This is a genomic window from Azospira restricta, from assembly GCF_016858125.1.
Lineage (GTDB): Bacteria > Pseudomonadota > Gammaproteobacteria > Burkholderiales > Rhodocyclaceae > Proximibacter > Proximibacter restrictus.
In genome coordinates this window covers 3,404,386-3,418,425 of record NZ_CP064781.1, presented here as the reverse complement: position 1 = coordinate 3,418,425, position 14,040 = coordinate 3,404,386, and the positions used below count along the sequence as shown (strand labels likewise).

11 protein-coding genes are annotated in these 14,040 nt (G+C 70.8%); 6 read left to right on the top strand and 5 right to left on the bottom strand.

Annotated features, from left to right (window positions below; translation table 11 throughout):
* The first annotated feature begins 93 nt into the window (after positions 1–93).
* Together IWH25_RS16265 and IWH25_RS16260 are read left to right on the top strand one after the other, a co-directional pair.
* Positions 94–774, top strand: coding sequence for a response regulator (locus IWH25_RS16265; protein WP_203386807.1), 681 nt, complete (start codon positions 94–96; stop codon positions 772–774).
* On the top strand, positions 764–2,194 hold the full coding sequence (locus IWH25_RS16260; protein ID WP_238998934.1) for a sensor histidine kinase: 1,431 nt from the start codon (positions 764–766) through the stop codon (positions 2,192–2,194). Before IWH25_RS16265 ends, IWH25_RS16260 begins: the two co-directional genes overlap by 11 nt.
* 69 nt (positions 2,195–2,263) lie before the next feature.
* On the opposite strand, the gene IWH25_RS16255 is transcribed toward IWH25_RS16260, so the two are convergent.
* From IWH25_RS16255 to IWH25_RS16240, 4 genes are all read right to left on the bottom strand, one after another.
* Positions 2,264–2,995: a TerC family protein gene (locus tag IWH25_RS16255; RefSeq protein ID WP_238998933.1), complete on the bottom strand. Its 732-nt coding sequence runs from the start codon at positions 2,993–2,995 to the stop codon at positions 2,264–2,266.
* Positions 2,996–3,067: 72 nt separating this feature from the next.
* Positions 3,068–4,609, bottom strand: coding sequence for a tripartite tricarboxylate transporter permease (locus IWH25_RS16250; RefSeq protein ID WP_203386806.1), 1,542 nt, complete (start codon positions 4,607–4,609; stop codon positions 3,068–3,070).
* 3 nt (positions 4,610–4,612) lie between these two features.
* Positions 4,613–5,059: a tripartite tricarboxylate transporter TctB family protein gene (locus IWH25_RS16245; protein ID WP_238999087.1), complete on the bottom strand. Its 447-nt coding sequence runs from the start codon at positions 5,057–5,059 to the stop codon at positions 4,613–4,615.
* Positions 5,060–5,139: 80 nt separating this feature from the next.
* Complete coding sequence (locus IWH25_RS16240; protein WP_203386804.1) at positions 5,140–6,111, bottom strand: Bug family tripartite tricarboxylate transporter substrate binding protein; 972 nt, start codon at positions 6,109–6,111, stop codon at positions 5,140–5,142.
* Between the two features lie 344 nt (positions 6,112–6,455).
* Here IWH25_RS16240 and IWH25_RS16235 point away from each other — a divergent pair, with 344 nt between their 5' ends.
* The 4 genes from IWH25_RS16235 (at position 6,456) to IWH25_RS16220 (ending at position 12,620) form a co-directional block, all read left to right on the top strand.
* Positions 6,456–8,114, top strand: coding sequence for a methyl-accepting chemotaxis protein (locus IWH25_RS16235; RefSeq protein WP_203386803.1), 1,659 nt, complete (start codon positions 6,456–6,458; stop codon positions 8,112–8,114).
* A gap of 82 nt (positions 8,115–8,196) precedes the next feature.
* Positions 8,197–9,477, top strand: coding sequence for an ATP citrate lyase citrate-binding domain-containing protein (locus IWH25_RS16230; protein WP_203386802.1), 1,281 nt, complete (start codon positions 8,197–8,199; stop codon positions 9,475–9,477).
* Positions 9,478–9,496: 19 nt separating this feature from the next.
* Complete coding sequence (locus tag IWH25_RS16225; RefSeq protein ID WP_203386801.1) at positions 9,497–12,202, top strand: CoA-binding protein; 2,706 nt, start codon at positions 9,497–9,499, stop codon at positions 12,200–12,202.
* A 10-nt stretch (positions 12,203–12,212) separates the two neighbouring features.
* Positions 12,213–12,620 (top strand): acyl-CoA thioesterase, encoded by a 408-nt coding sequence (locus IWH25_RS16220; protein WP_203386800.1) that lies wholly within the window; start codon positions 12,213–12,215, stop codon positions 12,618–12,620.
* A 159-nt stretch (positions 12,621–12,779) separates the two neighbouring features.
* On the opposite strand, the gene IWH25_RS16215 is transcribed toward IWH25_RS16220, so the two are convergent.
* A complete protein-coding gene (locus tag IWH25_RS16215; RefSeq protein ID WP_203386799.1) occupies positions 12,780–13,796 on the bottom strand; it encodes a porin in 1,017 nt (338 codons plus the stop codon).
* Between the last annotated feature and the right edge of the window lie 244 nt (positions 13,797–14,040).

The window sequence follows — 14,040 nt, the reverse complement described above, 5'->3', positions numbered from 1 at the left end:
GTCTCCTGTTTTCGTCCGCGGGGCCGGCTTTACCCGACCCTCCTTTTGCGGCAGCATAATCCCCCTGCCAGCTTTCATTCCACTTTCAATCGCATGCGTCTGCTCCTGGTCGAAGACCATTCCGAACTCGCCGAATGGGTGTCGCGGGCCCTCTCCCAGGCCGGCTACGCGGTCGATGTGCTGGCCCGCGGCGACCACGCCGACCACGCGCTGCTGACCCAGCCCTACGACCTGGTCATCCTCGACCTCTCGCTGCCCGGACTGGACGGCCTGGAGGTGCTGCACCGCCTGCGCAGCCGCGAGCGCGGCAGCCCGACGCCGGTGCTGGTGCTGACCGCCCGCGGTGCCACCGAGGACCGGGTCAAGGGCCTGAACCTCGGCGCCGACGACTACCTGCCCAAGCCCTTCGAGCTGTCCGAGCTGGAAGCCCGCATCAAGGCGCTGCTGCGGCGCAGCGGCAACCTGCTGCCGACGGTGCGCATCGGCCGCCTCGAATTCGACACCACCACCCGCCTCGCCAGCCTCGACGGCAAGCCGCTGTCGCTGACGCCGCGCGAGCTCGCGGTGCTCGAGGTGCTGATCTCCCGCCTCGGCCGGCCGGTGGCGCGCGAGCTGCTGTTCGAGAAGGTCTTCCGCTTCGACGAGGAGGCGCGGGTCGAGGCCATCGAGATCTACGTCCATCGCCTGCGCAAGAAGATCGAGGGCTCCGGGGCGACGGTGAGCACCCTGCGCGGCCTCGGCTACCTGCTCGGCGAAGCCCCCGTTGAGCATTAGCTCCGACTCCCGCCGCCGGCATCCCAGCCTGCGCCGGCGGGTGATGTGGTGGCTGCTGCCGCCGCTCGTCATCCTGCTCGCGGTCAATGCCGGCCTCGCCTACCAGGGCGCGCTGCTGGCGGTGAACCGCGCCTACGACCGCTCGCTGACCGCCTCGCTCAAGTCCATTGCCGAAAGCACCCATTCGCTGGAAGGCGTCGTCTCGGTGGATATCCCGTATTCGGCCTTCGACGTGGTCGAGAGCGGCGTGCAGGAGCGCATCTCCTACGCCGTCATCGGGCCGGACGGCGGGCTGATCACCGGCTATCCGGACCTGCCGTCGCCGCCGCCGCCGGGCGACGACGGTACGGTGAGCATCGTCGATACCGTCTATCGGGGCGAGCCGGTGCGCCTGGGAATCATGAGCAAGCGCCTGTACGACCCGGCGCTGCCCGGCGGCGACCGCGTCACCATCCTCTTCGCCGAGACCACCGAGGGGCGCCTGGGGCTGGCGCGCGAACTCTTCCTCGACAGCATGCGGCGCCAGCTGTTGCTGGTCGGCGTCGGGGCGCTGCTGGTGATCCTCGCGCTGGGCACCGCCTTCCGTCCGCTGCTGGCGCTGCGCGAACGGGTGCGCCGGCGCGACGAGGAGGATCTGACGCCGGTGCCGGACGACGACGTGCCGAGCGAAATCTCGCCGCTGATCGACGCCATCAACCATCACATGGAGCGGCTGTCGGCGATGCTGCAGGCGCGCCGCCGCTTCCTCGCCGACGCCGCGCACCAGCTGCGCACGCCGCTCGCCGTGCTCACCACGCAGGCCGAATACGGCCTGCGCCAGAACGACCCGGAGGAGATGCGGCGCACCTTCGCCAGCCTGCTCGGCAGCATCCGCGGCGCGCGCCGCATGACCAACCAGATGCTGGCGCTGTCGCACGCCGAGGCGGCCAACGGCCTGATCCAGGAAAAGAGCCGCGTCGATCTCTGCGCCCTGGCCCGCGAGGTGGCGCTCGAGCTCGCCCCGCTGGCGCTGGCCAAGCGCATCGAGCTGGCCTTCGAAGGTCCCGACGCGCCGCTGGAAATCGACGGCAACGCGGCGATGCTGCGCGAGATGCTGGCCAACCTGATCGACAACGCGATCCGCTACACCCCGGCCGGCGGCCACGTCACCGCGGCGGTCGGCGCCTGGCGCCAGTGGGTGGCGCTGCGCGTCTGCGACGACGGGCCGGGCATCCCGGTGGCGGAGCGCGAGAGGGTCTTCCACCGCTTCTACCGCATCCTCGGCCAGGGCGACAGCGAAGGCAGCGGCCTCGGGCTCGCCATCGTGCGCGAGATCGTCTGGGCCCACGGCGGGACCGTCGCGCTGCAGGACGGCGAGGACGGGCGCGGGCTCTGCGTCGAGATCGAGTTCCCGCGCGAGGACGCGCCGCCGGCGGCGTGACTTCGCCGGCCGTCGCCGGCAAAAAAACAGGGCCCCGCAGGGCCCCCAAGGACTACAGAGGAGAAATTGTCAGGGCTCCTCGCCGACCGCCGCCGCGTCGTCCGGGAGTGCCGTCGCCGCGTCGCCGCCGCGGCGCCCGAGGATGCGGCTCAGCGCGAGCACCAGCAAGGCGCCGGTGGCGCCGGCGAGATGCTGAATCCAGCCCGGGGCGCCGGCGAGCAGCGGCGCCACCACGACGTCCGAGAGCGCCATCTCGCCGGCGATCCAGCCCAGCAGCGCGGCGCCCAGCGTGATGACGGCGGGGAAGCGATCCATCAGCGCGAGCACGAAGCGGCTGCCCCAGACGATGATCGGGATGCTGATCAGGATGCCGAACGCCACCAGCACGATGTCGCCCTTGGCGGCGCCGGCGACGGCGACGACGTTGTCCAGGCTCATCACCACATCGGCGACGACCACCGTGCGGATGGCGCCGAGCAGGCTGGGGCGGGCCTCGATGTCGCCGTGCGCGTCGTCGTCTTCGGCGCGCAGCAGGCCGATGCCGATCCACACCAGCAACAGCGCCCCGAGCAGCTTCAGGAACGGCAGCGCCAGCAGTTGCAGGGCGAAGAAGATCAGCACCACGCGCACGGCGATGGCGCCGGCGACGCCCCAGAAAATGCCCTGGCGGCGCTGCTTCTCCGGCAGGCGCCGGCAGGCCAGGGCGATGACCACGGCGTTGTCGCCGCCGAGCAGGATGTCGATGGCGATGATTTGCAGTACCGCCAGCCAGAAGCCGGCCTGCATCAGAGTTTCCAGCACGCTGCTGCTCCCTTGTTCGTTTCGATCGATGCGGGGCCGCCGACCTTGCCGGCAGCGGCCCCGGGTGCGCCGTCAGCCGGCCTCGACGTGGGCGTCCTCGGCGGCGAGCAGGCCCAGGTTGCGCAGCTTGCGCTCCTCGAGGGCGCGGAAGACGCGGGGGCCGATCAGCATCGCCGCCGCCCCTACCCACAGCACGATCGAGATCGGGCTGGCGAACAGCACCGACAGTTCGCCGTTGCTGATCGACAGGGCGCGGCGCAGGTTCTGCTCCATCATGTCGCCGAGCACGAAGCCGAGGATCAGCGGCGAGATCGGGAAGTTCATCACCCGCAGCAGGTAGCCGATGCCGCCCAGCAGCACGCCGAAGACGAGGTCGAAGGAGGTGCTGTGGACCGAGTACACGCCGACCAGCGAAACGGCGGCGACCAGCGGCACCAGCAGCCAGTTGGGCATGTCGAGGAACTTCACGAAGAGCCGGATCATCGGGATGTTCATCACCAGCAGCATGATGTTGGCGATGAACAGCGAGGCGATCAGACCCCAGACGATCAGCGGCTGGTCCTGGAACAGGGTCGGCCCGGGGTTGATGTTGTACAGCGTCAGCGCGCCGATCATGACGGCGGTGGTGCCGGAACCGGGAACGCCGAGGGTCAGCATCGGGATCAGCGAGCCGTAGGCGGAGGCGTTGTTGGCCGCTTCCGGGGCCGCCACGCCGCGCACGTCGCCGTCGCCGAAGCAGTGGTCCTTGCCGGCCATGCGCCTTTCCATCGAGTAGGTCATCGCCGAGGCGACGGTGGCGCCGGCCCCCGGCAGCACGCCGATGAAGAAGCCGACGACCGAGGAACGGAAGGTCGCCCAGTTCTGCAGCCGCCACTCGCGGAAGTTGAACATCATGCGGCCGGTCAGCGCGATCGGCTTGGCGCCGGCCTGGTGGCTCTCCAGCATCAGCATCAGCTCGCTGACCGCGAACAGGCCGATGACGATGACGACGAAGGGGATGCCGTCGGACAGGTGCAGGATATCGAAGGTGAAGCGATAGACGCCGCTGTTCGAATCGATGCCGACGCAGGACATCAGCAGGCCGAGCAGGCAGGCGACCGCGGCCTTGGGCAGCGAATCGCCGACCAGGCCGCCGAGGCAGGACAGCGCCAGCACCATCAGCGCGAAATATTCCGCCGGCCCGAAGGCGATCGCCCACTCGGACAGGATCGGCGCGAAGAAGACGATGCCGATGGTGGCCAGCATCGAACCGACGAAGGACGACCAGGCGGAAATCGACAGCGCCGGGCCGGCCAGGCCCTTCCTGGCCATCGGGAAACCGTCCATGGTGGTCATCACCGCGCCGGCGTCGCCGGGCACGTTGATGAGGATGGCCGAGATGCGGCCGCCGTACTCGCAGCCGGCATAGACGGCGCAGAGCAGGATCAGCGCCGACTCCGGCGGCAGGTTCATGGCGAAGGCGATCGGCAGCAGGATGGCGACGCCGTTGATCGGCCCGAGGCCGGGCAAGAGGCCGATGACGGTGCCGAGGAAGCAGCCGGCGAGCGCGATCATCAGGTTGGTGGGCGTGCCGGCGACGGCGAAGCCCTGGAAGAGATGGTTGAAGGTTTCCATGCTTTACCCCAGGAACGGTTTGAGCCATAGCCCGGTGGGCAGGGCGACGTCGAGAATCTTGTCGAACAGGAAGAACTGCCCGACCCCGAGGCCGATGCCGCCGAGCACGCACTGGCGCCAGGTGCCGCCGAAGTAGCGGGCGACCGGCACGGTCATCAGCGCGGTGGCCACGATGAAGCCGAGCTTGTCGAACAGCCAGGCATAGACCAGCATGACGACGAAGAGGGCGGCGACGTGCCGCAGCACCGGCGGCGGCGCCCACTTGGTCGGCGCCGGACGGCTGACGATCATGACGACGGCGGTCACCCCCAGCAGCGTCAGCAGCAGCAGCGGAAAGGCCCGCGGTCCCACCGGTTCGTATTCGACCGGGGCGCGCAGGTCCCAGCCGATCAAGATGCCCGCCACCGACAGCAGCAGCAGGGCAAAGCCAAAAATTCTCTCGCTCACCATGTTCTCCATTCGCGAGTTGGCGGCCGGGCCGCGCCGGCCCGGCCGCGAAAACGCCGCACCGGAAGGCGCGGCGAAGCTTCTTACTGGGTGCCGAGGCCGAATTCCCTGGCCAGCTCGGCGTAGCGCTTGACGTCTTTCTTGATGAACTCGGTCAGCTTGTCGCCGGTCAGGTTGAACGGAAAGAGACCGCGCTCTTCGCGCAGCTTGGCGAACTCGCCCGAGGCCAGCAGCTTGTCGAAGGCGCCGACCCACCACTTGTAGTCGGCGTCCGACACCTTGGGCCCCATGTAGTAGCCGCGCACGATGGTCCAGTCGACCGGGTAGCCCTGTTCCTTGGCGGTCGGGATGTTGGCCAGTTCGCCGGGCAGGCGCTGCTCGGCGAGGACGGCGAGCACGCGCACCTTGCCGCCCTTCAGGTGGGCGGCGATTTCGGAGGCGTCGCCCGAATAGGCCTGGACGTGGCCACCCATCAGCGCGGTCAGCGCCTCGCCGCCGCCCTCGAAGGCGACGTAGCGCATGTTCTTGTAATTGACGCCGGCCTGCTTGGCGATCAGCGCCGACTTCATCCAGTCCTGGCTGCCGACCGTGCCGCCGGCGCCATACACCACCTTGGCCGGGTCGGCGCGGGTGGCGTCGACGAGATCCTTCAGGGTCTTGTAGGGCGAATCCGCGCGCACGATGATCGCGCCGTAGTCGGCGCCGACCGCGGCCAGCCACTTGACGTCGGCCTCGCTGTACTTGCCGAACTTGCCGATCGCCAGGTTGAGCACCGAGCCGCCGGAGAAGGCGACGATGGTGCCGGGCTCGTCCGGGCGCTGGGCGACGACGGTGTTGTAGGCGACGGCGCCGATGCCGCCCGGCATGTAGGTGATGCGCATCGGCGCCGACAGCTGGCCGCCGTTGGCCAGTGCGCTCTGCACCAGCTTGCAGGTGAGGTCGAAGCCGCCGCCGGGCTTGGCGGGGGCGATGCATTCCGGCTTGTCGGGCGCGGCCTGGGCGCTGCCGATGACCAGGGTGGCGACCAGGGTCGCCAGAATCTGTTTGCTTTTCATGAAGTCTCCTCGCGTGTCGTGATGGGTGGTGGGCGCCGGGCACTGGTCCGTTCCATGGCGCTTGGCCCGGACGATACGCAGGGGGGCTTTCGAATTGCTTTCACCGCCGCCGCCGGCGAAAGCCCCGTGGACGGCCGTGGCGGGCCGGTTTGCGGCTGAAGGCAAATCGAAAGCTTTCCCCCGTAGCGTGCCGGTTCGTTCCCGTCCCCCGGAACGCGGACGACCTGCCCGTCGCCGCCTCCGCTGCGGGCGACCTGCCCGGCTGGCGGTCATTTCCTCCCGCGCCGCCAGCCTTTCCCGCCCGGCCGCCACGGCCGGGCTTTTTTTACCGGAGACCTTGCGGCATGAAAGCCAGCATCCACACCAAGCTCGTCCTGATGACCCTGCTCTGCATCGGCGGCCTGCTCGCCGAGGGCGGCGTCGGCCTGTTCGGCATCGCCCATATCCGGCAGGTGGTCAGCGACCTCAGCGGCCAGCACGTGCCGGCGCTGCGCGCGCTGGAGTCGTGGCGCCACGCCAGCCTGCGCACGCGCGCGCTGAGCCTCGAAATGGAGAGCTGGGCCTTCGCCAACGACGCCGCGGCACGCTTCGCCCGCGCCGCCGCCGACAAGGAGGCGCTGCTCGCCGAGGCGCGGCGTTCGCTCGGCGTCTACGCCGCGCTGGCCAAGTCGGAGCGCGAGCAGGCGCTGTGGCAGCGCCTGTCCGAGCAATGGGGCGCCTGGGAACGCGCCGAGCAGCAGCTGCTCGAGCTGGTTGCCGCCGCGGCCGGGGCCGACGAGGGCAGCCGCGCCATGCTGAGCCTCGAATTCAAGGCGCCGCTGGCGGCCCAGGCCGAGCCGCAGCAGGCGCTGATGGGCGCCCTCGACGCCGCGGTCGAGGAAAGGCAGCGCCGCATCGCGCAGGCCGAAAGCGAGACCATGGCTTCCTTCGACAGCGCCCGCGGCCTCACCGTCGGCGTCCTGCTGGCGCTGAGCGCCGTGCTGGCGGCGATGACCGTGGCGCTCGGCCGCTCGATCCTGCGGCCGCTGCGCGGCATGCGCGACCTGATCGGGCGCATCGCCCGCGAGCGGGACTTCACGGTGCGGGCGATGCCTACCCGCGAGGACGAGATCGGCGACACGCTGGCCGCGCTGAACGGCCTGATCGCCGCCATCCAGGCCTCGCTGCGCACCGTGCTCGACGATGCCGACCGCCTCGGCCAGGCCTCGGCGGCGGTGTCCGGCGCCGCCGCCCGCGTCGCCGACGCCAGCCGCGAGCAGAGCACGGCCAGCGGCCGCATGGTCGAGGCCATCGCCGGCATGAGCGCCAGCATCGAGGAACTGGCCGGCCATTCGCGGCAGGCGCTGGCCCGGGCCGAAGGCTCCGGCGAGCGCGCCGGCGAGGGCTGCCGGATGATCGGCGAGAGCACCGCCGGCGTGCGCCGCATCGCCGCCGCCGTCGGCCGCGCCAGCACCGCCGTGGTCGGCCTGGACGGCCAGTCGGAGCGGGTGTCGTCGGTGGTCGCCGCGATCCGCGAGATCGCCGACCAGACCAACCTGCTGGCGCTGAACGCCGCCATCGAGGCGGCGCGCGCCGGCGAGCAGGGCCGCGGCTTCGCGGTGGTCGCCGACGAGGTCAGGAAGCTGGCCGAGCGCACCACGCGCTCGACCGCCGAAATCCAGGCCACCATCGCCGAGATCCAGGCCGGCTCGGGCGCCGCCACCGGCAGCATGGCCGAAGTGGTGCACGAGGTGGACAGCGGGCGCGGCCTGGCCGAGCAGACTGGCGCCTGCATGGACGACATCCGCCATGGCGCCGAGGCCGCCGCCCAGGCGGTGCGCGACGTCAGCCAGGGCTTGCAGGCGCAGGAGGAACGCGCCGGCAGCATCGCCGCCGAGGCGCACCGCGTCACGCGCATGGCCGCCGACAGCGCCACCGCCGCCGGCCAGGCCGCCGCCACCTCGCGCGAGCTCGATGCGCTCGCCCGTTCGCTGCGCGACACCGTCGGCCAGTTCCGGGTGTAGCGCGGCGGCGCTCGAAAGGCGTTCGAAAGCCCGCCCGCCCTACCATCCGCCTTCCCCACGTCCCGACTAGGAGAGCAATGCCATGCAGATCACCGGCATGTTGTACGGCGCGCGCCTGCTGCAGTTCGCCGATTTTCCCTGCGCCGAGGTACTCGGTCCCGATGCCTCCGAAGAAGAGATCAAGGGCCTGATCGAGCGCCACGGCTCGGTCTTCGTCAAGCCGGTGTTCAAGGGCGGCGTCGGCAAGAAGGGCAAGGCCGGGCTGGTCGGCCGCGCCGCCGACCTGAAGACGGCGCTGGCCGAGAAGGAGCGCCTCTACTTCGTCGAGCACCGCCACGGCCACCAGGTGGCCAAGGCCAACGGCGTCACCTTCGAGGGCGCCGTCCCGGCCGAGCACGAGATCTACTTCTCGATTTCCGACTCCACGCATTTCCGCGCGCCGACGATGACGCTGACCCATCGCGGCGGCATGGACATCGAGGAGCTGGACAAGGCACAGGTGGCGCAGGTGCCCTTCGACTCGCTGACCGGCCTCAAGGCCTTCGTCGTCGCCAACGCGCTTGCCGACATCGGCGCCCCGAAGCAGATCATCTCGCCGCTGGTGCAGCACCTGCCGCGGCTGTGGGAGCTGTTCCACGACTTCGGCATGACCACGCTCGAACTCAACCCGATCCGCATGCGCGCCGACCGCCGCGGGCGGCTGACGCCGGTGGCCTGCGACTTCAAGTGCGGCTTCGACCGCGACGATCCGCGCTGGCACCGCCTGAAGCTGCCGGCCCACCTGTTCGCCGCCGACTACTCGGATTTCGAGCAGGAGATCAACCAGCTGCGCACCCACCAGGGGCAGAGCGACGTCTATGTGATCAACGAGCGCGGCAGCATCCTCGCGCCGACCTTCGGCGGCGGCGCCAATTCGCTGGTGACCGAGATGCTCGGCGACGACGCGATCATCTCCTCCGACTTCGGCGGCAACCCGCCCTACGAGAAGATGAAGGCGGTCGCCGCGATCTGCTTCAAGCACTGGCTCCGGCAGTCGAACGTGCTCTTCATCATCGGCGGCAAGTCGAACAACACCGACATCTTCGAGACCTTCCGCGCGATGGCCGACGCGCTGCGCGAGCACTTCAGCCAGCACGGCCCGACGCCGCTCTACGTCGTCGCCGGCCGCGGCGGGCCGAACCTGGTGCGTGGCATGGGCGTGCTGCGCGACACCTGCGAGGCGCTCGGCCTGCCCTACCGCCTGTTCGGCTTCGACTCGGCGATGAGCGAAGTGGTCGACTACGCGCGCGAGGCCAACCGGTGGATGCAGGGCGAAGGCCGGCGGCTGCTCGCCGAACGCCTCGGCGTCGCCGCGGCCGCCTGATCAACCCGAGGAGAACGGCATGTACAAGCAAGGCATCGGTGAATTCAAGTATTTCGTCGGCATCAGCTCGCTGGCGCAGGTGGCGACGCGCGAGGACCGCGTCTGCGTCCTCAACATCCTCGGCGGCGAATCGAGCGAGGTGACGCCGGTCGGCCACGCCTGGTCGGGCGGCAACGTCGTCTTCGGCACTTCGCCCGGGCGCCGCGGCCAGGTGCTGGCCACGCCGGCCGGCAACATCCCGGTCTACAACAGCGTGCGCGAGGGCCTCGACGACGGCCATGCGTTCAACTGCGGCGTCGTCTACCTGCCGCCCGCGGCCGCCCGCGACGGCGTCGCCGAGCTGATCCGGGTCAATCCCGGCCTGCGCAAGGTGTTCATCATCACCGAGAAGATCGCCGTGCACGACGCGCGCGAGATCCGCGCCATGGGCCAGGCCAACGGCATCGACATCTTCGGCGCCAACTGCCTCGGCGTCGCCGACTCGTGGAACCGCGTGCGCATCGGCGGCGCGCTCGGCGGCGACAGCCCCGGCGACACGCTGAAGCCGGGATCGATCGCCATCCTGTCGAACTCCGGCGGCTTCACCACCACCATCGCCCAGTACCTGCGCATGGCCGGCTGGGGCACGACGACGCTGGTCTCCAGCGGCAAGGACGTCTATATCCACTACGCCGCGCCCGAGTTCGCCTTCGCGCTGGCCAACGACGCGCGCAGCCGGGCGGCGGTGCTGTACTGCGAGCCGGGCGGCTTCTACGAGCGCGAGGCGCATTTCACCAAGCCCGTCGTCGCCTGCGTCGTCGGCCGCTGGAAGGCCCGCCTGACGCGGGCGGTGGGCCATGCCGGGGCGATGGCCGGCGGCCACGACGACGCCGCCGCCAAGGAGGCCTGGTTCATGGACAAGTTCGGCGTCGACGGCATCTTCACGCCGGACACTCCGGTGTTCTCGGCGAAGGGCGCCGTCGTCACCAACATCGCCCACATCCCGGCCGCGCTCACCGCCGTCATGCGCGCCAACGCCACGCTGCCGGACTTCGCGCCGGAGGGCTCGATGGAGTTGAAGCCGTGGTTCGGCGCCAACGCCGGCATCGCGCTGCCGCCCGTCCTCGACCTGCCGGCGGTGCAGGCGATCGCGCCCTACGATGCGCAGATCGCCGCGCTGGCCGAGCAGGTCGGCGCCGTCTTCCCGCGCCAGGCGATGAAGGACGCCTCCGGCGCCTCGCAGATGGACCCCGCGACCCAGGTCAGCAGCCTGCACGGCGTGTCGATGCTCGACGCCGCGCAGGCGCCGTTCGAGGCCAACGTCTGCCTGGCCTTGCTGCGCGAACGCGGCGGCGACAACGACCGCAAGCTGCTCAATGTCGCCGTCGGCGCGCTGCTCGGGCTGCACGGCAGTCCCGCGCTGGCGGCGGCGCAGGCGGCGCGCGAGGCCGGCAACGCGCCGAACGCCGCGCTCGCCGCCGCGCTCGCCATCGTCGGCCCGCGTGCCGCCGAGCCGAGCCGCGCGCTGCTCCGCCGCCTGGTCGACGCCTTCGCCGCCGCCGGCCTCAAGGATGCCGGCGACGCGGACTTCGACCTCGCCGCGATCGACGCCGACGGCAGCCTGCGCGCGGCCTGCCGGGCGGCGGCGCCCGACCCGCTGGCCGAGCTGCTGCTGGCGGGCATCGCCGCGCGCGGCGCGCGCTCGGTCTTCGTCCGCTTCCTGCGGCTTGGCGACGGCCAGCCGAGCGCCGACGCGGTGCTCGCCGCGATCGCCGCGACGCTGGCCTGGGGGCCGCTGATGCGCAAGCGCATCTCGCGCCTCACCGTCGACAACCTGCCCTGGTGGCTGCGCCTCTTCGCCACCGCGGTCGGAGTCGCCGCCGACGCCGCGCGGCATGCGCCGGGGCGCTTCTGCGGCGTCGCGCTGGAGGAGCTCGCCACCCGCCACGACCTCGCCGATTTCGCCCACCTCGCGCTGCTCGGCCGCCTGCCCGACGAATCCGCACGCTACGCGCTGCAGACCCTGCTCGGCCTGCTGCTGAGCAACGGCCCCGGCACCATCTCGGCGCAGGGCGCGAAGGGCGCGGTGTCGGCCGACGGCCCGGAAACCCCGGAGCGCGTCCAGCTCAACAAGGCGCTGCTCGGCTTCCTGAGCCATACCGGCTACGCGCACGGCGGCAACGGCTTCGAGGGCGTCGCCTTCCTCCTCGAGCGCTTCCGCGACAGCGCGCTCGCCGACCCCGCCGTGCCCGCGCACGGCCTCGACCTGGCGGCGATGGCGCGCGCCTACGCCGCCGAGTACGCCGACTACAAGGCCGCGCGCAAGGCGGCCGGCAGCGCCGACCTGCGCAAGATCCCCGGCGTCAACCATCCGGTGTTCAAGGACAAGCCGGTCAATCACGACCCGCGCGAGCGCTTCGTCCACCGCCTGCTCGCCGGGCGCGGCGAGTACAACGTCTTCCACGACTACTACCTGCAGCTGGTGCAGGCGCTGCACGACGGCGGCGTCTCGCGCACCGTCTACTGCGTCAACATCGACGCGGTGATCGCCGCGCTGCTGCTGGGCATGACCTGGCGCGCCTGGCGGGGCGGCGAGCTGCCGTCCGCCGCGCTCGAGCAGGGCGCCTTCACGGTCTTCCTGTTCGCCCGGCTGCCGGGCTGCGCGGCGGAGATCGAGGACCACCTGAACCGCGGCCGCAACATGGATACGCGGACGCCGGCGTCGCGTTGCCAGTATGTCGCCTGAGGAGAACAGCATGACCGAAGCCCCCGTCCGCCCGCGCGGCGAACCCGCGATCCGCACCATCGCCATGCCGGCCGACGCCAATCCGGCCGGCGACATCTTCGGCGGCTGGCTGATGGCGCAGATGGATTTGGCCGCCGGCAACGTCGCCGCGCGCCGCGCCCGCTGCCGCTGCGCCACGGTGTCGGTGGACAGCATCACCTTCCTGCACCCGGTGTATATCGGCGACGAGGTCAGCCTCTACGCCGAGATCACCCGCGTCGGGCGTACCTCGATGACCATCCAGGTCGAGGCCTGGCGGCGCTCGCGCGACGGCGAGGAGCAGGTGCGCGTCACCGACGCCACCTTCGTCTTCGTCGCCCTCGACCAGGGTGGCCGGCCGCGGGTGGTGCCGCCGCTCGCCTCCGGCGACAAGGCGTAGGCACGCGCGCCGCCGGCCGGTGCCGGCAAGGCGGCCGCCGGCGACGCCCGATCGAGGGCGGCGGCAGGAAGGCGTCTGGAATCGGGAGGAGCCGGCCAGGGCCTGGCCGGCTGGGGTGGCCCCCGGCGAGCCGCGGCTGCCGGGGGCGGCGAGGACGGCTTAGAAGCGGTGGCGCATGCCGACCGTGAACAGCCGGGCGTTGTCGCCCGCGGTCAGGCCCTTGACCTGCTCGTGGTCGTAGTTGGCGAGGCTGGCGTTGTTCAGCGCGTGGTAGCCGGTGTACAGCGTGGTGCGCTTCGACAGGTCGTGGAAGTAGGCGACCGTCCAGCCGCTGGCGTCCTTGTTGCCGTTGTCGGCGGACATGTCGAGCTTGGCGTAGCTGAGGCGGACCGAGCCGTTGCCGACCGGGACGCGGGCGCCGACCGACCAGGTGTTGTCGCGGTCGCGGTCGGTGAGCTTCTTCGACGCGTAGGTGGCCATCAGCATCGCCACCTTGAAGTCGTAGGCGGCGCCGAGCACGGTCTCGCTGAGGTCGCGCTTGGGCAGCGTGCCGCCGATGTTGTCGACGTCGTGGTGCAGGATCGCCGCCTTGAACGGGCCGGCCTTGTATTCGGCGCCCAGTGCCAGCTTGGTCTCGCGCGGGCTGACCGTCTGCTCGCCCTTGCCGACCACCGCGCGCAGCGTGACGCCGCCGAATTCCGGCGAGATGTAGCCGACCGCGTTCTGGAAGGTGTCGTCGGTCTTGGTCGAGAAGCCGCCGTCGTTGAGCATGTTCGAGCGCGCCGAGAGCAGGCCCGAGTTCGACAGGCCGTCGTAATCGGAGTTGAAGTCGTCGGCCGGGCTGTAGACGTAGCCGGCCATCACCGTGCCCCAGCGGTTGCTCTGCAGGCCGACGAACTGCTGGCGGGCCGAGGCGACGCCGGTGTTGGTGTCCACCTTCAGGCCGTATTCGAGCGTGAAGATCGCCTTCAGGCCGTTGCCCAGCTCCTCGCTGCCGCGGAAGCCGAGGCGCGAGCCGCTGATGCCGCCCGAGTCGACGCCGGCGAAGTGCCTGTCGCCGCCGGAGTTGTAGGTGTAGTTGGCGTCGACGATGCCGTAGACGGTCACGTTGCTCTGCGCGGCGGCCAGCCCCGACACGGCGGCCAGCGATGCGGCGGCCAAAAGCTTTCTTCTCATCAGAATCCTCCAGTTGTTTGCGTGGGCGTTCCAACGAACGCTGGACGCATCTTTCCGAAGTTAGCTGTCAGTTTGCTTTCAGTCTTGCAATCCGTTGCGCAGTGCGTAATTGCGGGTGGGGCGGCGTGTGCAGTCGAGCGCGGATCGCGCGAGGTCGGGTGCTGAATGGCGCGCGCCGCGGCGGGCGGCGGGCAGTTCTGGAAAAACGTCCGGGTCGTGCGGCGGGCTCGGCCGCGAGCGGGGC

What these genes read in the sequence shown, in the direction of transcription:
- IWH25_RS16235 (WP_203386803.1), top strand. Translation starts at nt 6,456, where the DNA reads ATGAAAGCCAGCATCCACACCAAGCTCGTCCTGATGACCCTGCTCTGC.
- IWH25_RS16225 (WP_203386801.1), top strand. Translation starts at nt 9,497, where the DNA reads ATGTACAAGCAAGGCATCGGTGAATTCAAGTATTTCGTCGGCATCAGC.
- IWH25_RS16230 (WP_203386802.1), top strand. Translation starts at nt 8,197, where the DNA reads ATGCAGATCACCGGCATGTTGTACGGCGCGCGCCTGCTGCAGTTCGCC.
- IWH25_RS16220 (WP_203386800.1), top strand. Translation starts at nt 12,213, where the DNA reads ATGACCGAAGCCCCCGTCCGCCCGCGCGGCGAACCCGCGATCCGCACC.
- IWH25_RS16215 (WP_203386799.1), bottom strand. Translation starts at nt 13,796, where the DNA reads ATGAGAAGAAAGCTTTTGGCCGCCGCATCGCTGGCCGCCGTGTCGGGG.
- IWH25_RS16240 (WP_203386804.1), bottom strand. Translation starts at nt 6,111, where the DNA reads ATGAAAAGCAAACAGATTCTGGCGACCCTGGTCGCCACCCTGGTCATC.
- IWH25_RS16245 (WP_238999087.1), bottom strand. Translation starts at nt 5,059, where the DNA reads ATGGTGAGCGAGAGAATTTTTGGCTTTGCCCTGCTGCTGCTGTCGGTG.
- IWH25_RS16250 (WP_203386806.1), bottom strand. Translation starts at nt 4,609, where the DNA reads ATGGAAACCTTCAACCATCTCTTCCAGGGCTTCGCCGTCGCCGGCACG.
- IWH25_RS16265 (WP_203386807.1), top strand. Translation starts at nt 94, where the DNA reads ATGCGTCTGCTCCTGGTCGAAGACCATTCCGAACTCGCCGAATGGGTG.